Annotated in this window: 16 protein-coding genes; 6 read left to right on the forward strand and 10 right to left on the reverse strand. The window is 69.9% G+C overall.

Annotated features, from left to right (window positions below):
• Positions 1–22: 22 nt before the first annotated feature.
• Positions 23–1804 (forward strand): ABC transporter ATP-binding protein, encoded by a 1782-nt coding sequence (locus OO60_RS11755; protein ID WP_033261313.1) that lies wholly within the window; start codon positions 23–25, stop codon positions 1802–1804.
• A 238-nt stretch (positions 1805–2042) separates the two neighbouring features.
• Here OO60_RS11755 and OO60_RS11760 read toward each other — a convergent pair whose 3' ends face one another.
• The 6 genes from OO60_RS11760 to typA all read right to left on the reverse strand — a co-directional run bounded on the left by OO60_RS11760 (position 2043) and on the right by typA (position 11406).
• Entirely contained in the window at positions 2043–3059 is a 1017-nt protein-coding gene (locus OO60_RS11760; protein WP_033261314.1) for an ABC transporter permease, read from the reverse strand.
• An 80-nt stretch (positions 3060–3139) separates the two neighbouring features.
• On the reverse strand, positions 3140–4069 hold the full coding sequence (locus tag OO60_RS11765) for an ABC transporter permease (protein ID WP_081655878.1): 930 nt from the start codon (positions 4067–4069) through the stop codon (positions 3140–3142).
• Entirely contained in the window at positions 4062–5078 is a 1017-nt protein-coding gene (locus tag OO60_RS11770; RefSeq protein ID WP_003090162.1) for an ABC transporter permease, read from the reverse strand. The genes OO60_RS11765 and OO60_RS11770 overlap by 8 nt, the downstream gene beginning before the upstream one ends.
• 186 nt (positions 5079–5264) lie before the next feature.
• Positions 5265–7076: an ABC transporter family substrate-binding protein gene (locus OO60_RS11775; RefSeq protein WP_033261315.1), complete on the reverse strand. Its 1812-nt coding sequence runs from the start codon at positions 7074–7076 to the stop codon at positions 5265–5267.
• A 289-nt stretch (positions 7077–7365) separates the two neighbouring features.
• Entirely contained in the window at positions 7366–9102 is a 1737-nt protein-coding gene (locus tag OO60_RS11780) for an ABC transporter family substrate-binding protein (RefSeq protein WP_003090166.1), read from the reverse strand.
• 378 nt (positions 9103–9480) lie between these two features.
• Positions 9481–11406 (reverse strand): translational GTPase TypA, encoded by a 1926-nt coding sequence (typA, locus tag OO60_RS11785; RefSeq protein WP_003090168.1) that lies wholly within the window; start codon positions 11404–11406, stop codon positions 9481–9483.
• Positions 11407–11599: 193 nt separating this feature from the next.
• Here typA and OO60_RS47135 point away from each other — a divergent pair, with 193 nt between their 5' ends.
• Positions 11600–11749, forward strand: coding sequence for a hypothetical protein (locus OO60_RS47135; protein WP_003090169.1), 150 nt, complete (start codon positions 11600–11602; stop codon positions 11747–11749).
• On the opposite strand, the gene OO60_RS11790 is transcribed toward OO60_RS47135, so the two are convergent.
• Positions 11746–12045, reverse strand: a complete 300-nt coding sequence (locus OO60_RS11790; protein ID WP_003090171.1) for a YciI family protein — start codon at positions 12043–12045, stop codon at positions 11746–11748. The genes OO60_RS47135 and OO60_RS11790 overlap by 4 nt on opposite strands.
• A 178-nt stretch (positions 12046–12223) precedes the next feature.
• Here OO60_RS11790 and trpS point away from each other — a divergent pair, with 178 nt between their 5' ends.
• Entirely contained in the window at positions 12224–13189 is a 966-nt protein-coding gene (gene trpS, locus OO60_RS11795) for a tryptophan--tRNA ligase (RefSeq protein WP_003090172.1), read from the forward strand.
• On the opposite strand, the gene OO60_RS11800 is transcribed toward trpS, so the two are convergent.
• The 3 genes from OO60_RS11800 to OO60_RS11810 form a co-directional block, all read right to left on the reverse strand.
• Positions 13182–13571 (reverse strand): (deoxy)nucleoside triphosphate pyrophosphohydrolase, encoded by a 390-nt coding sequence (locus tag OO60_RS11800; protein WP_033261316.1) that lies wholly within the window; start codon positions 13569–13571, stop codon positions 13182–13184. The two genes, trpS and OO60_RS11800, sit on opposite strands and share 8 nt — an antisense overlap.
• A 74-nt stretch (positions 13572–13645) precedes the next feature.
• Positions 13646–14962 (reverse strand): sensor histidine kinase, encoded by a 1317-nt coding sequence (locus OO60_RS11805; RefSeq protein ID WP_033261317.1) that lies wholly within the window; start codon positions 14960–14962, stop codon positions 13646–13648.
• Entirely contained in the window at positions 14959–15675 is a 717-nt protein-coding gene (locus OO60_RS11810; RefSeq protein WP_033261318.1) for a response regulator transcription factor, read from the reverse strand. Before OO60_RS11810 ends, OO60_RS11805 begins: the two co-directional genes overlap by 4 nt.
• A 148-nt stretch (positions 15676–15823) precedes the next feature.
• On the opposite strand from OO60_RS11810, the gene OO60_RS11815 reads away from it, so the two are divergent.
• Genes OO60_RS11815 through OO60_RS11825 form a run of 3 tightly spaced genes read left to right on the forward strand, consistent with a single transcriptional unit; the run spans position 15824 to position 18779 of the window.
• On the forward strand, positions 15824–16921 hold the full coding sequence (locus OO60_RS11815) for a LolA family protein (RefSeq protein WP_004560946.1): 1098 nt from the start codon (positions 15824–15826) through the stop codon (positions 16919–16921).
• On the forward strand, positions 16918–17904 hold the full coding sequence (locus OO60_RS11820; RefSeq protein WP_004560945.1) for an ABC transporter ATP-binding protein: 987 nt from the start codon (positions 16918–16920) through the stop codon (positions 17902–17904). Before OO60_RS11815 ends, OO60_RS11820 begins: the two co-directional genes overlap by 4 nt.
• The gene (locus OO60_RS11825) at positions 17901–18779 is read left to right on the forward strand and encodes an ABC transporter permease (protein ID WP_004560944.1); all 879 of its coding nucleotides are present in this window, start codon (positions 17901–17903) and stop codon (positions 18777–18779) included. The genes OO60_RS11820 and OO60_RS11825 overlap by 4 nt, the downstream gene beginning before the upstream one ends.
• Positions 18780–18781: the final 2 nt, after the last annotated feature.

Here is an 18781-nt window from a genome sequence, read left to right on the forward strand (position 1 = left end):
TACCCCCACGAAGGGCATCTTGGTGAGCACTGAAGCAACTTCGGCGGACGTCGCCGGCGTGTCCGGATCCGTTCTGTCGATCTCCGACCTGAGCGTCTCGTTCCAGACCGAGGACGGCGTCGTGGACGCCGTCAAGGGCATCGGGTTCGACGTGCAGCCCGGCGAGATCGTCGCCGTGGTCGGGGAGTCCGGGTCCGGCAAGTCCGTCACGTCGATGTCGGTGCTGGGCCTGCTGCCCAAGACCAGCCGGATCGCCGGTGAGCTGCGCCTCGGCGAGCGCAACCTGGCAGATCTCAAAGAGAAGGACATGCAGAAGATCCGCGGCAACCAGGTCGCGATGATCTTCCAGGAGCCGATGACGGCGCTGAACCCGGTCTACACGGTCGGCTGGCAGCTGCGCGAGGCCCTGCGGTCCCACCTCGACATCGCCAAGGACGCCGCGGACAAGCGGGCGGTCGAGCTGCTCGACATGGTCGGCATCCCGAACCCCGAGCTGCGGTTCAAGCAGTACCCGCACCAGCTCTCGGGCGGCCTGCGCCAGCGCGTCGTCATCGCCATGGCGATCGCGTGCGACCCGAAGGTGATCATCGCCGACGAGCCGACCACGGCGCTCGACGTCACGGTCCAGGCCGAGATCCTGGGCCTGCTGCGCAAGCTGCGGGACACCCTCGACACGGCGATCGTGCTGATCACCCACGACATGGGCGTCGTCGCCGACATGGCCGACCGGGTGATCGTGATGTACCAGGGCGAGATCGTCGAAGAGGCGCCGGTGCGCGAGCTGTTCGCGTCGCCGAAGGAGGACTACACCCGGCGGCTGCTCGCCGCGGTGCCGGTGCTCGGGCAGCGCCCCGAGGGCCGCCGTCTGCTCGACGACGCCGGGATCGCCACCGACAGCACCGAGGCGGCCAAGATCGCCGAGGAGATCCGGCTGGCCGACGAAGAGCTCGAGGCCGTGATCGAGGAGGCCGCGCCGGCCCTGGAGATCAAGAACCTCGTGCTCGAGTACCCGGGCCGCCGCGGCCAGGGCAAGAACCGCGCGGTCGACGACGTCTCGCTGACCATCGCCAAGGGCGAGATCGTCGGCCTGGTGGGCGAGTCGGGCTCCGGCAAGTCGACGGTCGGCCGCTGCGCGGTCGGCCTGCTGCGCGCGACCGAGGGCACCATCGCGATCGCGGGCAAGGACATCACGCAGATGTCGGCGAAGGAGCTTCGCCCGCTTCGCCGGTTCTTCTCGATCGTGTTCCAGGACCCGGCGTCGACGCTGGACCCGAAGATGACGATCGGCGAGTCGATCGCCGAGCCGATGGTGCTGCACAAGGTGCTGTCCGGCAAGGCGCTGTCGGCGCGGGTGCGGTCGCTGCTCGACAAGGTCGAGCTGGGCGGCCACTACATGAACCGCTACCCGCACGAGCTCTCCGGCGGCCAGCGCCAGCGCGTGGCGATCGCCCGGGCGCTGTCGCTCGACCCGGCCCTGCTCATCGCGGACGAGCCGACGTCGGCGCTGGACGTGTCGGTGCAAGCGCGCGTGCTGGACCTGTTCCTGGACCTGCAGCAGTCGCTGCAGTTCGCCTGCCTGTTCATCAGCCACGACCTGGCGGTGGTCGACCTGCTCGCCGACCGCGTCGCGGTGATGCAGCACGGCAAGCTGGTCGAGGTCGGCACGCGCGACCAGGTGCTGCACTCGCCGCAGCAGGAGTACACGAAGCGCCTGCTGTCGGCGGCGCCGGTCGCGGACCCGGTGCTGCAGGCCGAGCGCCGCGCGGCCTGGGAGGCCGGCAAGCTGGCCCCCGTCGCCGACTGAGGCCCTGAGAAAGCGCGGAAGGCCGCCACCCGGCTCGGGTGGCGGCCTTCCGTGCTTTGCGGGGGCCGGCCGCCGGCGTTGCCGCGAATGACTCATTCGCGGCCTCCAGCGTCCCGAATGAGTCATTCGCGACCTCCAGCGTCCCAAATGAGTCATTCGCGACCTCCAGCGTCCCGAATGAGTCATTCGCGACCTCTGGCGTCCACCGCCGGGCCTGGCCGTGCGTTGCCGGGCAGGCTCAGCCGACCCGGATGCGGGGGTCGAGGATGCCGTACAGGAGGTCGGCGATCAGGTTGGCGATCACCACGCTCGCCGCGATCAGCACCAGCCATCCCATCAGGACCTGGGGGTCGTTCTTGTTGACCGCCTCCACCAGCAGCGTGCCCATGCCGTGCCAGTTGAACACCGTCTCGGTGATGATCGCGCCCGTCACCGTGGCGCCGAAGTTGACCGAGAACAGCGTCATCACCGGGATCAGGGCGTTGCGGAACGCGTGCCGCCAGATCACCCGCGAGTTCGAGACGCCCTTAGCGCGCGCTGTGCGCACGTAGTCGGCGCTCAGGACCTCCAGCATCGACGCGCGCTGGAAACGGCTGTACGCGGCGAACGTGATCGCCATGATCGACAGCGTCGGCAGCAGGAACGCGCCGACGTACTTCGCGAGCGCGTCGCCCACCCCCGTGGCCGACAGGCTCTCCGGGCTCGTCGTGCGCAGCCACGGGTCGCCCAGTACGTCGGACAGGCCCAGGTCGCGGACCCAGATGTTGGCGCGGATCGCGTAGCCCTTGAGCACGATCGCCACGCAGAAGATCGGCATCGAGAACATCAGGAACGCCAGCGTCGTCGCCAGGTAGTCCCAGATCGAATACTGCTTGACCGCGGCGAGGACGCCCACCAGGACACCGAAGACCAGGGCCAGCACCGACGCCGTCAGCACCAGCTCCAGCGTCACGCCGAAGGCCGCCATCACCTTCGGCTGGACCGGGGCGAACGCGTTGCCCTGGGCGATCGAGATGCCCCAGTCGCCGGTCAGGAAGTGGCCCAGCCAGCTGAAGTAGCGGGCGACGACGCTCTGGTCCAGGCCGAGCTTGTGCTCGGTCTCGGCGATCGCCGCGGCGCTGATCCCCGGTTTGCTACGGATCTCGCCGAGCGGGTCGCCGGTGTTGGCGACCATGACGAAGCAGAGGAACGTGCCGATCAGCAGGACCGGGATGGAGACGGCCAGCCTGCGCAGCACGTAGAGCACGAGATTCATCCGAAACCCCCAGGTCCGGCGATCCGCGCGCGAAAACGGACGCGGGGGCGACCGGAACCGGTCACCCCCGCGTCGCGCGTTCAGGCCTTCATTCTCCGCTGGCGCGGGTCGAAGGCGTCGCGAAGACCGTCACCGATGAAGTTGATCGTCAGTGAAATCAGCACGAGCACGATGAACGGACCGAAGAACAGCGCCGGCCGCGTCTGCAGCTGGGCGTAGTTCTCCAGGATGACGCGGCCCAGCGAGGTGTCGGGCAGCTGGACACCCAGGCCGATGAACGACAGCGCGGCTTCCGCCAGCACGGCCTGCGCGACCGCGAGGGTCGCGTTCACCGTGATGCTGCCGACCATGTTCGGCACCAGGTGCTTGAAGATGATCCGGACGACGCCGGCCCCCGAAGCGCGCGCCGCGTCGACGAACTCGCGCTGCGACAGCGACATCGCTTCGGCCCGGGTGATCCGGGCGATCGGCATCCACGCGAACGCCGACAGCACCAGCGCGACGATGTACCACGTACCGCCGCCGAACACCTTGGCCAGGATGGCCGCCGCGGCGATCTGCGGGATGATCAGGAACAGGTCCGTCACCCGGGAGATCGCCGAGTCGGTGAACCCGCGCAGGTAGCCGGCGACCGCGCCGAACACGACACCGATCACGGTGGCCAGGATCGACACCGTGAGCGCGATCAGCAGCGAGTACTGCGTGCCGCGCAGCACCTGCGACACCATGTCCTTGCCGACCTGCGTCGTCCCGAGCGGGAACTCGCCGCTGGGCTTGGCGAACGACGGGAACGAGCTGTCCTGGTAGCCGTGCTTCCAGAAGATCGGCATGAGCACGCTGATCAGCACGATCAGGATCAGCACCGCCGTCGACGCCATCGCCAGCTTGTGGTGCAGGAACTTCCGCAGGACCAGCTTGCCCTGGCTGCGCGGTTCCGGCAGCGCGTCCGGCGGCAGCGTGCCTTCGGTGGCAGCGGTTTCGCTCGCGAGAAGAGAGTTCAAGTCAGCCAACGCGAATCCTCGGGTCCAGGATGCCGTACATCAGGTCGGCGATCAGGTTGGCGATGATCACGAGAGAGGCGATGACCACGAGCCAGCCCATCATCACCTGAGTGTCGTTCTTCGTGACGGCTTCCACCAGCAATGTGCCCATACCGTGCCAGTTGAACACCGTCTCGGTGATGATCGCGCCGGCCAGGACCGAGCCGAAGTTCACCGAGAACAGGGTCGTCACGGGGATCAGGGCGTTGCGGAACGCGTGCCGGAAGATGACCCGGCCGTTGGCGAGGCCCTTGGCGCGCGCGGTGCGCACGTAGTCCGAGCCCATGACCTCGAGCATCGAGGCGCGCTGGAACCGGCTGTACGCGGCGAAGCTGATCGCCATGATCGACAGCGTCGGCAGCAGGTACGCGCCGATGGTGCTGGTGATGAAGTCGCCGACGCCGTCGGTCTTCAGCTGCTCCGGGCTGGTCGTGCGCAGCCACGGGTTGCCGAGGACGTCGGACAGGCCGAGGTCGCGGACCCAGCCGTTGATCTCGATCGCGTAGCGCTTCAGCACGATCGCGACGCAGAAGATCGGCATCGAGAAGAGCAGGAAGGCGAGGGTGGTCGCGATGTAGTCGATGATCGAGTACTGCTTCACCGCGGCGAGCACGCCGACGATGATGCCCACGATCAGGGCGAGGATCTCGGCGCCGACCACGAGCTTGAAGGTGACGCCGAGAGCGGCCATCACCTTGGGGGCGACCGGCGCGAGGGCGTTGCCCTGGGCGATGGAGATGCCCCAGTTGCCGGTCAGGAAGTCACCGAGCCACGTGAAGTAGCGCGGGATGATGCCCTGGTCGAGACCGAGCTTGGCGGCCGTGGCGGCCAGCGCTTCCTTGCTGATCTGCGGGTTCTGGCGCAGCTCGCCCAGCGGGTCGCCGGTGCCGGCGACCATGACGAAACACAGGAAAGTCCCGACCAGCAGGACGGGAATCGATATCGCCAGACGGCGAAGGATGTAGATCACCAGGTTCAACGAACTGCTCCTCATCCGGGCCTGGTCGTCAGAAGTGCGCTGGACCGCTACCCGGTTGTCTACCGTAGTGGCGGTAACCCTACGGTCAACAGCTACTTCCGGTGGGTACCGGGGCCCGGCTTGTGGCCGGACCCCGGTACCTCCCAGGTCATCTGGAGCGAGGGGAAAGAAGAGGCGGGGCGAGCCCTACTTCTTCTGCTCCCACTCGCCGGCGTTCCACAGCACACCGTCGTACGACTGCATGTAGACGCGGTCGATGCCCTTGAACGCCCACATGCTCGGCGTCTGGAACAGCGGCAGGGTCGCGTAGTCGTCGGCGATGGCCTTGTCGGCCTCCTGGTACTTCTGCAGCTTGACCTGCTCGTCGGTCGCCTTCACCGCAGCGTTGTAGGCGTCGTCGATCTTCGGGTCGCACAGCGCCTGGTAGTTCTGCTCGCCGCCCTTGTCCGGGCAGATGTAGATCGAGCGGGACTCCGCCTTGAACGGCTGGGCCGACCAGCCGAACAGCGCGACGTCGTAGTCACCGGTCGAGACGCGGCCACCCTTGAGGAAGTTGGCGTCGGTCTCGTCCTTGACCTCGATGCCGGCCGCCTTGGCCTGCGAGATGATGATCTCGACGGTCTGGCTGCGGCGCGCGTTCTGGTTGTGCGTGATCTTGAACGAAGCGCGCTGGCCGCCCTTGGCGAAGATGCCGTCGGCGCCCTTGGCCCAGCCGGCGTCGGTCAGGGTCTTGGCCGCCGCGTCGGCGCCCAGGCCGGCCTTGCTGCTGTACAGGTCGGTGTAGCCCTCTTCACCCTGGAAGAAGACGACGCTGTTCAGCGGCTCCGCGTCCGCCTGGACCTCCTTGAGCAGCTTGTCCGTGATCTCCTTGCGGTTGATCGACTCGATGAAGGCCTTGCGAAGGTCCTTGTCGGCGAACATGCGCTTGAAGTTCAGGTCGAGGTGCTCGTAGGTCAGCTGCGGGGCCGAACCGTAGACCACGCCCTGGGCCGCGAGACCCTTCATCGTCTGGGCCGCGGTGGCGTCCGGCTGGGTCGACGCCGCAACGTCGATCTCACCGTTCTGCAGCGCGGTGGCCATGGCCTTGGTGTCTTCCATGGCCTTGACGACGATCTTCGACGGGCCACCCTTGCCGCCGGCCCACATGGGGTTCTTCTCGAGGGTGACGGCCTTCTGGTTGGCGTCGAACGCGGTGAGCTTGTACGGGCCGGAAGCGGGCATGATGTCCGCCTTGAAGCCCTTCCACTCGTTCGTCCAGAAGTCACCGGCGGCCTTGATCTGGGCCGGGTCGCCGGTCGGGGCCAGCTTCGTGATGTCCGCGATGCCGGTCTTCGACTCGAGGATGTGCGCGGGCATGATCGCCGGCGCGTTGAACAGGCCCTTGTAGTCCAGGTAGGGCTCGCTGTAGTCGGTGACGAAGGTCAGCGCGTCCTTGCAGGTGGCCTGCTTGATCAGCGAGTACCCGGTGGTCGAGGCCGAGTTGAACGGGTTCTTGCCGTCCGGGCCCTTGGCGAAGCCGCTCTGCGACAGCCACGCGAGGTACATGTCCTTGCAGTCGTACGGCTGGCCGTCCGACCACTTGATGTTCGGCTTGATCTTGTAGGTGACCTGCTGCGGGTCCTTCTGCGTGATGTCCCACGACTCGAAGATGTCGTTGTTCAGCAGCACCTTGTTGTTGCCGTCGAGCTTCAACGTACCGGAGAGCACCGCGGCCAGGACGTAGTTGTTGTACGAGCTGTTGGTGTCCGGGGTCTGGTTGTTGTACCCCGAGTACCCGTCGTCGATACCGATCGTGACGGTACCGTCGTAAGGCTTCGTGTCCGCGAGCTTGAACAGGTCGCCGGTCTCGGCCTTGCCGACAGCCATCGCCTTGACGTCGGTCGACGATCCGTTCTGGTCGGTGTTGCCCGAGCCCGAATCACCGCCACTGCAGGCGCTCAGCAACAGCGAAGCGCCGGCGACGAGCGACAAAGCGGAGACTGCTTTGGATCTCCTCATGAAGTGTGCCCTCCTAGCACTGAGCCCTTGAATATCGGGACAAGGGCCCACACCGCTCCGGTTGGATGGGCCGGAGCCTACGACACGCCAAGCGACACTCAACTGGCGCACTGCGGGAGCACGCTAGAAAGGAAAAGCACCGACAGTCACCAGTTCAGGGTCGATCGTGACCAAAGGGTGACTTCCAGTCGACATCCAGAAATACGACGGTTACCTCATGGATTCACAACGTCCCACTCGAACGCGTTGGTGAAGATCACCCGGTAGTACTGAATGCGTAGCCAACCGATTACTTCGGGCCGCGAGTCCAGTTCACCGCCGACCCGAACGGGCCCACCATCGGGGGGCCCGGTGTGACGCCCGAGATGCCCGATCCGATCGCCAGGGTGTCAGCCAATTGGAACAACGGGAGCACCACGTTCTGGCGCCAAAGTTCAGGCTCAAGAGTGGTGAGCGCCTCGGCGATCGGGGTCGATCCGGACAGCGCCGCGTCGATCGACGGCTGCAGCGCCGGGTCGCAGAAGCCGGCCGAATTGCCCGGGACGACCGGCTTGGTCTTGTCCACGCCCGCGGTGGTCTGCTCCGGGCGGCAGCCGAAGGTCGAGGCGAGCACCGACGCGGTGTCGCCGCCGACGGCCTGCGGGACGACGGCGATGTCGACCCCGACGTTGCCCGCCGAGTCGCCGGTCGGCTGCTGGACCCCGCTGACGACCGGCATCGCGAGCAGCCCGCTGAACAGGTCGCGCGGCTGCGGCGCGATCGTGTTGACCTCGATGCCCTGCGCGGTGAGCTCGGCGGCGAGCTCCTTGGCGATCGTCGCGTACGGCTCCTGCGTGCCGGGCGAGGCGATGACCAGCGAAAGGGCCTTGCCGTTCTTGCGCCAGGTGCCCGCGGTCTTGGTGTAGCCGGCCGCCTTCAGGGACTCCTCGGCCTTGGCGACGTCGGGCGCGGTCGGCGGGCCGGGCGGGATGGTCGCCGCGTAGCCCTTCGCCGACGGCGGCGTCACCTGCGCGTCGGCGTGCAGCGCCGACGACGGGCCGCCGTTGACGCCCTCGGTGATCAGCTTGGCGCGGTCGACCAGCGCGGCGACCCCGGCGCGGACCTGGGTGTCCTGCAGCGTCGCGCTGACCGGGCGCAGCAGCACGTCGGCGACCAGCGGCCGGGCGACGGTGTGCAGCCGGACCGCGGAGCCGAGCTCGCCGAGCAGCTTGAGCTCGTCGCCGGTCGTCCTGGCCAGCGCGAACTGGTCGTTGCCGCTGCGCAGCGCGGCCAGCAGGGTGCTCTGGTCCGACCGGCGCAGCACGATCCGGTCGATCGCCGCGGGCTTCTCCCAGTAGCGCTCGTTGCGCTCGAGGATCACCTCGCCGCGGGCGGTGTCGAGGCTCTTGATCGAGAACGGGCCGGCGACGGCCGGGAAGTTCGAGGCGAGCGCCCCGCGCCAGCCGTCGGGCGCGTCCTTGAGCAGGTGGGCGGGCAGCAGGTCGGAGAACAGCGTCTGCCAGCCCGGGTACGGCTTGGCGAAGGTGACCTCGACGCGCTTGCCGCCCTCGCGGGACTGCAGGTCGGTGATCTGCCGGTAGCCGGCGGGCCCGATCACGCCGGGCTGGTCGCGCAGCTGGGTGCGCAGGTAGTCGAAGTCCTCGGCGGCGATGGGCGCGCCGTCGGACCAGGACGCGTCCGGGCGGATCTCGTAGGCGACCACGAACGGCTGCTGCGAGATCACCTCGGCGGACTTCATCAGGTTCTTGTCGAGCTGGGTGGTGCCGTCGTCCTTCTGGCGGAACACCGAGGGCAGCAGCAGCTGCGAGAGCGCCGAGGTCACCTGGGACGAGTCCGCGAGGTTGTGCGGGTTGTACCCGCCGAGCACGTCGTCGACGCCGACGACGATCTGCGACGGCGTCTTGCCGGTGGTCGACGCCGGCGCGACCGACGACGACACGACCGGTGGCGGCGGGGTGTTCGAGCAGGCGGTGAGCAGCACGGCCGCGAGTGCCAGTACCGGCACCGCCTTGCGATTCACCCGCACGCCCCGTTCCTCCCAGAATCCACCGATCGGGTCAGCCATGCTCCCACGACCGCCTTCGCCGCCGGAACCGAGATTCCCACACCCGGATCGGCCGGGTCCGCCACCCCGTGGTGCCACTACGGGGAAGGACGCGCGGACCGCCGTCCGGGTTCCCGGACCGTTCCGGAACGGCGGAACGAACACGGGCCGGACACGAGAAAGGTTCACCTCGGTGGCCGGCACCAGGCGATGATGCCGGCGGAACCCCTATAAAGATATAAGGAGAAGAACCGCGGAATTCGTGACGATGGGTTCGGGTCCGGCCGACCCAGCGTAAGGGACCGGGCACGAAAAAACCTCCCGGTGCGGCACACCGGGAGGATTTTCCGAACGGGCGGATCAGCCGTTGTCGCGGCTCTTCGCGCGCGAACGCTCCTTCGCGCGGGTGTTCACGTCCAGAATCACCTTCCGGACCCGGACGACCTCGGGCGCGACCTCGACGCATTCGTCGACGGAACAGAACTCGAGCGCCTCTTCCAGCCCCATCTTGCGCGGGCGGGCCAGCGTCTCCATCACGTCGGCGGAGGACTGACGCATGTTCGTCAGCTTCTTCTCCTTGGTGATGTTGATGTCGAGGTCCTCGAAGCGCGGGTTCTCGCCCACGACCATGCCCTCGTACACCTCGGCGCCCGGCTCGACGAAGAACGTGCCGCGGTCGGCCAGCTGGATCATCGCGTACGCGGTGACCGGGCCGGTGCGGTCGGCGACCAAGGAGCCGCTGTGGCGGGTGCGGATCTCGCCCGCCCACGGGAAGTAGCCCTCGAACACGTGGTTCGCGATGCCGGTGCCGCGGGTCTCGGTGAGGAAGTCGGTGCGGAAGCTGATCAGGCCGCGCGACGGGAGCACGTACTCGAGCTTGATCCGGCCGGTGCCGTTGCCGCTCATGTCCTCCATGCGGCCCTTGCGGGCGGCCAGGAGCTGGGTGATCGCGCCGAGGTGCTCCTCCGGCGAGTCGATGTAGAGGCGCTCGAACGGCTCGTGCAGCTTGCCGTCGATCGTGCGCAGGACCACCTGCGGCTTGCCGACGGTCAGCTCGAAGCCCTCGCGGCGCATCTGCTCGACCAGGATGGCCAGCGCCAGCTCGCCACGGCCCTGGACCTCCCAGGTGTCGGGGCGCTCGGTCGGCAGGACGCGGATGCTCACGTTACCGATGAGCTCCTGGTCCAGGCGGGCCTTGACCAGCCGCGCGGTGACCTTGTCGCCGCCGTTGCGCCCGGCCAGCGGCGAGGTGTTGACGCCGATGGTCATCGAGATCGCGGGCTCGTCGACGGTGATCCGGGGCAGCGCCACCGGGTTCTCGGAGTCGGCGAGGGTGTCGCCGATGGTGATGTCCGGGATACCGGCGATGGCGACGAGCTCGCCCGCGCTGGCCTCGGTCGCCGGGACGCGGGTGAGCGCCTCGGTGACGAGCAGCTCGGAGATGCGGACGTTCTGCGTCGTGCCGTCCGCGCGCATCCAGGCCACGGTCTGGCCCTTGCGCAGCTTGCCGGCGTGGATGCGGATCAGCGCGATGCGGCCGAGGAAGTTGGACGCGTCGAGGTTGGTGACCAGCGCCTGCAGCGGCGCGTCGAGGTCGGCCGCGGGCGGCGGGACGTGGCGCAGCAGCGTGTCGAACAGCGGGTCGAGGTTCTCGCTCTCGGGCACCTCGCCGTCGGCGGGCTGCTCCAGGCTCGCCTTGCCGGCGCGCGCGGAGGCGTAGACGACCGGGAGGTCGAGGATCGCGTCGTGGTCGGCGTCCTCGATGTCGCTGGCCAGCTCGAGCAGCAGGTCGTGGGTCTCCTCGACGACCTCGGCGATCCGGGCGTCCGGCCGGTCGGTCTTGTTGACCAGCAGGATCACCGGGAGGCCGGCTTCGAGGGTCTTGCGCAGCACGAACCGGGTCTGCGGGAGCGGGCCCTCGGACGCGTCGACCAGCAGGACGACGCCGTCGACCATGGCCAGGCCGCGCTCGACCTCGCCGCCGAAGTCGGCGTGGCCGGGGGTGTCGATGACGTTGATCGTCACCTGGCCCTCGGGCGTCTGGCGGTGGATCGAGGTGTTCTTCGCGAGGATCGTGATGCCCTTTTCGCGCTCCAGCTCCCCGGAGTCCATCACGCGGTCGACGACCTCGGCCCGCTCGGCGAAGGCGCCGGACTGGCGGAGCATCGCGTCCACCAGCGTCGTCTTGCCGTGGTCGACGTGGGCGACGATCGCGACGTTGCGCAGGTCGGGCCGGGTCTTACCGGTCGGCCGGCCGGTTTCGACGGTAGCGCTGGCTGCGGGCACGCGAGAACTCCTGAACTTCAAGGGTTGGATGGCCGCGCAAGCCGCTCAGGCATCCGTGACCGGCTCTGGTCACACGCGGACCTCACCCAGGATACCTGCCACCCCGGTGTGAGCGGCCCCACGCCCCCCTGGTGGTTAGGCTGACCTAACGTGGAAACCCGGTGAAGGTCGCCGATCCGGAAGGTGCGTGCGCGTGGGCAAGAAGCCGAAGGACCCGCGGAAGGTCGTGCGCAAGCTCATGAAGGCCGGCAAGGTCAAGAAGAAGTGCTGCCGGTCGAAGCCGCGCTGCAAGAAGTGCCCGGTATTGGCTCTGAAGAAGGCCAAAGAGGACCTGGCGGCCTAGTGCGGTACCGCCTCGTTGAGCAGCCGCAGCTCCGGGGCGGTCTTGGTCGGCGAGAACTCGATCACCTCGTACTGCGCCAGGTGCTTCACGCAGAAGGGATCGGACGCCAGGATCGCGTCCAGCTTCCCGCGGGCCATCGGGCGCGTGATGATCACGCCGCCGGTGCGCGGGTTCCGCCGTCCCGACGCCAGGAAGTGGCCGTGCTCGTACTGCTTGTTCAGCCACTCGGCGTGGTCCGGGAGCGCGTAGTCGATTTCCTCGATCGGTGCGGTGTAGTTCAGTAGGACGACATACATGGTTAGACGGTAGACCCGCACGCCACTTCGCGCCTATGCTCGCCGCATGCGCGTGCAGACGTCCTGGTGGCCGCCCTCGGCGGCCGACTAGTCCTGCGCTGATCACCAGCGGCCGCCCCGGACGGGCGGCCTTTTTCGTGCCTTCTCCGGGGTGGCCCCACCTCGGGAGGAAGACACGATGAGCAAGCTGTCCGGCATCACCCCGTCCGGCCACGTCCACCTGGGCAACTACCTCGGGGCGGTCCGCCGCTGGGCGCGTGAGGGCGGCGCGGACGACCTGTACTTCGTCGCCGACCTGCACGGCATGACGACCCCGCACAACCCGGCGAAACTCCGGTCACTGGCCCGCGAGCAGCTGGCCGTGCTGATCGCCGCCGGCATCGATCCCGAGCGGGTGTTCGTCCAGTCCGACCTGGCCCGCGAGCTGGGCGCGCTGACCTGGGTCCTGGAGTGCACCTGCAACTACGGCGAGGCCGCGCGGATGATCCAGTTCAAGGAGAAATCGAAAGGCCAGGCCGGGGTACGGCTGTCTCTGCTGACGTACCCGGCGCTGATGGCCGCGGACATCCTGCTGCAGGGCGCGGACGAGGTGCCGGTCGGCGAGGACCAGCGTCAGCACGTCGAGCTGACGCGGACGCTGGCCAAGCGCTTCAACGGCACGTGCGGCGAGGTGTTCACCGTGCCGCACGCGGTGCTGCCGCCGGCCGGCGCGCGGGTGAAGGACCTGGCCGACCCGACGCGCAAGATGTCGAAGTCGGCGCGGGACGCGGTGGGCGTGGTGTTCGCGCTCGACGAGCCCGACCAGATCCGCCGCAAGATCCGCCGCGCGGTCACCGACGGCGGCTCGGTGCCGGTCCACGCCCCGGAGACCCGGCCGGGGATGGCGAACCTGCTGGAGATCCTGGCCGCGTGCCGGGGCGGGTCGCCTGCCGAGCTCGCCGACGAGTTCACCTCGTATGGAGCGGTGAAGGACGCTGTCGCCGACGCGGTGGTCGAGGAGCTGCGGCCGGTGCGCTCGCAGGCGTTGGCGCTCCTCGACGACGTCGCGGAGCTGGACCGGGTCCGCAAGGCGGGTGCCGAGCGGGCTCGCGAGCGCGGTTCCCACCGCCTTGACGCCGCCCTCCGGATGATCGGGGCTAACTGAGCAGCGCGCGGAAGGCGGGGAGCAGGATCCGGTCCGCGGGCAGCCAGTCGACGTCGTCGAGGTCGTCGGGCCCGAGCCACTGCACGGCTCGGTGCTCGACGGCCCGCGGCTCCTCGCCGGGTGAGACGAGCGTGGCGGCGTAGATGCGCAGGACCTTTCCGCCCGGCAGGGGGACGTCCTCCCCGACGCGGCCGCCGACCTCGATGACGACGTCGAGTTCCTCGCTGCACTCGCGGGCCAGCGCGAAGGCTTCGGACTCCCCCTCTTCGACGCGGCCACCGGGCAGTTCCCACTGCCCCGCGTGCTTCGGCGGCCAGGCGCGCTGCTGGGCCAGCAGCTTGCCGTCCCGCACCAGGGCGGCTCCCACGATCACAGCGTTCACAGTCCCGGAACTTACCCGGAAGCCCCACCCGACCGGTCGTGAGTGGCAAGGCGCGTTCTAACTCGCCTTGCCACTCACGACCCGGTGCCAGCCGCGCGCCAGACGACCACGAACCGGGCGCCGCCGTCCGGGGAGTCGGTCACCTGGACCCGGCCGCCGCGGCGGCGGACCGTCTCCGCCACCATCGCCAGGCCCAGGCCCGTGCCGCCGGACGAGCGCGCCCGGTCGTCCGCGATCCGGTAGAACCGGTCGAACACCTTCTCCCGGTGCTCCGGGGCGATTCCCGGGCCGTCGTCGTCGACCACCACCCGGACCGACGACCGCGAAGCCAGCACCGACACCACGATCTGCCCGCGCGCGTAGCGGCACGCGTTGCGCAGCAGGTTGTCCAGCACCAGCTCCACCTCGGCGTGCGCCGAGGACGCCCACGCCTGCGCGACCGCCGTGCTCACCCGGGTCTCCGGCGCCCCGGCCGGGAGCCGGGCCACCGCCGAACGCACCTCGCTCACCAGCTCGACCGGCGAAGCGGGCGGCACCTCCCCCGCGTCCGAGCGGGCCAGTGACAGCAGCCCGTCGAGCAGCGACGACAGCCGCTCGGCCTCCGTCAGGATGTCCGACAGCGTCTCCTGCGCCAGCTCCGGATCCGGGTTGGTCACCGCCACCTCGGCCTGCACCCGGATCGACGCGACCGGCGACCGCAGCTCGTGCGCCGCGTCGCCGGTGAAGCGCCGGAGCCGTTCGGCCGCCTGCTCCTGCCGCTCCAGCAGCGCGTTGAACTCCTCCGCCAGGGCCCGCAGCTCGTCGTGGGAGTCCGGCAGCGCCAGCCGGGCCCCCGGCGGCAGCGACCGCACCGAGCCCCGCATGCGCGCGACCGGCCGCAGCGACAGCCGCACCACCAGCCACGTCGCGAAGCCCGCCACCAGCGCGCCGACCGAGGCGACGACCACCAGCCACACCCCGCCGTAGTGCACCGCGGCCGCGAACCCGACCAGGCCGGCGCCGGCCACGACCAGGCGTTGCGACCCGTCCGGCGCGGTCACGACCGTGCCCAGGTAGCGCGCCCCGTCGCGCTGGACCGGCTGGCCCGCCTTGAGCGCCGAGACGTCCGGCGGCGCCAGCCCGGCCGGGGTGCCGCCGTCCACCGGCGTGCCCGCGGTGTCCAGCACCCGCAGCGTCACCGGGGCCGCGCCGGACAGCGGACGGCCGGCGCTCACCTCGGCGCCCGCCGGGCCGAGCGCGGCGGACAGCTCGCGGTCGACCGAGCCGATGAGCAGCGGCGAAAGGTTCGCCGCGGCCAGTGCCGCCAGCCCGAGCAGGCAGGCCAGGGTGATCGTCGCGGCCAGCACGGTGATCCGGGCCTGCAGGGACCGGCCCCGCCACCAGGACGTCACGGGGTGATGACCTCGTCGAGCTGCGCATCGGAGGCCAGGTAGCCGTGCCCGCGCACGGTCCGCAGCAACGCGCCCGCGCCGACCGCGTCCAGCTTGCGCCGCACGTACCCGACGTAGACCTCGACGAGGTTGCGCGTCACGGCCTGCTCCTCGCCCCAGACCGCGCGCAGCAGCTCGTCCTTCGTCACGACCGTGCCCGCCCGCCCGACGAGCACCTCGAGCAGCGCGAACTCCCGCGGGCTCAGCCCGACCTCCTCGCCGTTCCAGTGCACCTGCCGCAGCCCGCGGTCGACGGCCAGCGCGCCGAGCCGCAGCGTCCCGCGGCCCGCCTCCGGCCCCGCCCGGCGCAGCACCGCGCGGACCTGCGCGACCAGCACCACGAAGGAGAACGGCTTGACGAGGTAGCCGTCGGCGCCGAGGTCCAGGCCGTCGGCCTGGTCGACCTCGCCGTCCTTGGCCGAGACGAGCAGCACCGGCGTGGTGACGCCGTCCTTGCGCAGCCGCTCCAGCACGCGGTAGCCGGACAGGCCCGGCAGCATGATGTCGAGCAGCACGACGTCGAACGAACCGGTGCCCGCCAGCTGCAGCCCGGTGGGGCCGTCCGCGGCGGTGACCACGTCCATCCCCTCCGCGCGCAGCCCGCGCTGCAGCGCCTTCCGCACGCCCGGTTCGTCGTCGACCACCAGCACCCGAGGTTTCACGAGACTCATCATGGCCGGTTTTCGCAGGTCGCGTGGGCGTTCTCAGCGCGATCTCAGCCTGGGAGGGAGAACCTTCAGTGGTATCTCAGCCTCGAGAGGGAAGCGTCGTGGCCAGGGAGCCGGGCACACTCGAGCCCGGGAACACCACAGGGAGAGACGCATGAAACCGAAGACGAAGGGCATCACCGCCGCGATCGTCGGCACGGCGCTCGGCGCCGGCGGGCTCGCGTTCGTCGCGATGCCGGCCAGTGCCGACGACAAGCCCGCGCTGCCGCAGGTGAGCGCCGAGGACCTGGTGCAGTCGGTGGTCAAGGCGAAGCCGGGGGCGTTCGACGGGACGGTGAAGGTCAGCAACGACCTGGGCCTGCCCGCGGTGGGGAACGCGGTGCCGGGGGCGTCGGCGCTGAACATCGACTCGGCGCACATCTTCAGCGACGGCGCCGGCAAGAGCCGCCTCGCCGTCACGCAGGGGGCCAGCCAGGAGACCGTGGTCCACGACGGCACGACCGTCTGGGACTACAGCTCCAAGACGAACACCGCGACGAAGGTGACCATCCCGGCCGACGTCGCCAAGCAGAAGGGCGCGGGCAGCGAGAAGACGCCCGACCCGCTGACCGCGTCGACCGAGCTGCTCGCGAAGGTTCGCGAGAGCAGCACGGTGTCGGTCGACGGCACCGCGACGGTCGCCGACCGGCCGGCCTACGAGCTGGTGCTGACGCCGAAGCCGACCGAGCGGACGCTGCTGCGCGAGATCCGCGTCGCCGTCGACTCGCAGACGCGGATGCCGCTGCGGGTGTCGGTGCTGAGCAACGGCACCGCGACCCCGGCACTGCAGGTCGCGTTCACCGAGATCGAGTTCACCCAGCAGCCGGCCGACCTCTTCACCTTCACCCCGCCGAAGGGCGCCAAGGTGCAGGAGAAGACGCCGACGATCGACCAGGCGGACAAGGACCGGGCCGAGCAGGCCAAGCAGGACACGAAGCTCGTCGGCGACGGCTGGGACACCGTCGTCACCGGCAAGGTCCCGGCGGACGCGCTGAACGCGGCGCCGAAGCAGTCCGGCCGCGAAGGCCGTGAGGGCCGCAACGCCGACCCGAAGGCGCTGCTCGAGCGGTTCGCCAAGAAGGTCAGCGGCACGTGGGGCAGCGGCTACCTCGTCACCACGAAGGTCGGCACCGCGGTGCTGACCGACGACGGCCGCTTCGCCGCCGGTGCGGTGCCGGAGCAGGTCCTGTACGAAGCGCTGGGTCAGAAGTGACCAGCACGGCTCTCGAGTCCGGGGCGGACGTTTCTTCGGAGGCGTCCGCCCCGGCGGTCCCGCTCGCCGCGCGCACCCGGGGCCTGCGCAAGGTGTACGGCAGCACGGTCGCGGTGGACCACGTCGACCTCGACATCCCGCAGGGCGCGGTGGTCGGGATGCTCGGGCCGAACGGCTCGGGCAAGACAACCACCATCCGGATGCTGCTCGGCCTGGTCCGGCCGACCGAGGGCGAGGTCGAGCTGCTCGGCCGCCCGATGCCGGACGCCGCCGCGCACGCGCTGCCGGACGTCGGCGCGCTGGTCGAGGGGCCGGGCTTCCACCCGTTCCTGTCCGGGCGCGACAACCTGCTGCGCTTCGCCGCGGCGGAACCGCGGCTGTCCTCGGCCGGCATCGCGTCCGCAGTGGACTCCGCGCTGGAGCGCGTCGGGCTGACCGGCGCCGCGCGACGGCGGTACAAGGGGTACTCGCTCGGCATGAAGCAGCGGCTCGGGCTCGCTTCGGCGTTGCTGGTGCCGCGGAAGATGGTCGTGCTCGACGAGCCGACCAACGGCCTCGACCCTGCGGGTACCAGGGAGATCCGCAGGATCGTCGCCGAGTTGCACGCCGAGGGCGTCACCGTGCTGGTGTCGTCGCACCTGCTGGCCGAGGTCGAGGCGACCTGCACGCACGTCGCCGTGCTGCAGAGCGGGAACGTCGTCGCGCAGGGCGAGCTGGCGGAGCTGCTGGAGTCCGGGAACGCGGCCCTGCTGGTCCGCACGCCGGACACGGAACAGGCGGTGGAAGTGCTGCGGGAGCACCGGATCGGCGCCCGGCTCACACCGGACGGCGTCCGGGCCGACCTCACCGCGGCGGAAGCGCCGCAGGTGCTGCAGGTCCTGGTGGGCGCGGGGGTCGCGGTCCACGAGGCGACGCGGGCCCGCACCGGCCTGGAAGACCTGTTCGCGCGGCTGACCGAATCCACCGGGGAGGGATCGGAATGACGGCGGTTCTCGAAGCACCGGCGGCCCGCACGGGCCACGACACGGTGCCACTGCCCCGGCTGCTCGCCGCGGAGCTGCGCTGGATCTTCCGGCGGCCGCGGACGCTCGCCGTCCTGGGCCTGCTCGCGCTGATCCCGGTGGTGATCGGGATCGGCCTGACGCTGGTCAACGACCCGACGGACAACGGCGGCGGCCCGGACAACGGCGGCGGGGCGCTGCTGGCGTCCGCGGTCAACAATGCGTTCGTGCTGCCCATCGCGGCGATCGTGATGTCATTGGCGCTGCTGCTGCCGCTGGCTTCGGCGATGGCGGGCGCGGACGCGATCGCGGGCGAAACCGCGCACGGCACGCTGCGCGGCTGGCTGATCGCCCCGGTCGGCCGGGGCCGGCTGCTGGCGGTGAAGGCGTTCGGCGTCGCGACCGTGTCGGTGGCCGCGGTGCTGGCGATGTGCGTGACGGGCGTGGTGACCGGGCTGATCATCAACGGCACGGATTCGCTGTTCACGCTGTCGGGCACGACGCTGTCGCTCGGCGGCGCGCTGGCCCGGATCCTGCTGGTGGCGGGCTGGGTGGTGCTCCAGATGTGGGCGGTCGGCGCGGTGGCGCTGGCCATCTCCAGCTGGACCGAGCACCCGATGCTGGTGGTGGCGTCCGTGCTGGCGGCGGACATCGTGTTCACCATCCTCGGGTTCCTGACCTCGCTGAACTGGCTGCACCCGTTCCTGCTGACGCAGAACTGGTCGGTGGCGCCGGCGGAGGTGCTGCAGGACCCGATGGGCACGCAGCTGCTCGGCGAAGGAGCCCTGCGTGCCCTCTGCTACATCGTGATCGGCCTTTCGCTGGCGTACGCCCGGCTGTCCACTCGGGACGGTTGAGG

It is taken from the genome of Amycolatopsis vancoresmycina (assembly GCF_000716785.1).
GTDB classification, from domain to species: Bacteria; Actinomycetota; Actinomycetes; order Mycobacteriales; family Pseudonocardiaceae; genus Amycolatopsis; species Amycolatopsis vancoresmycina.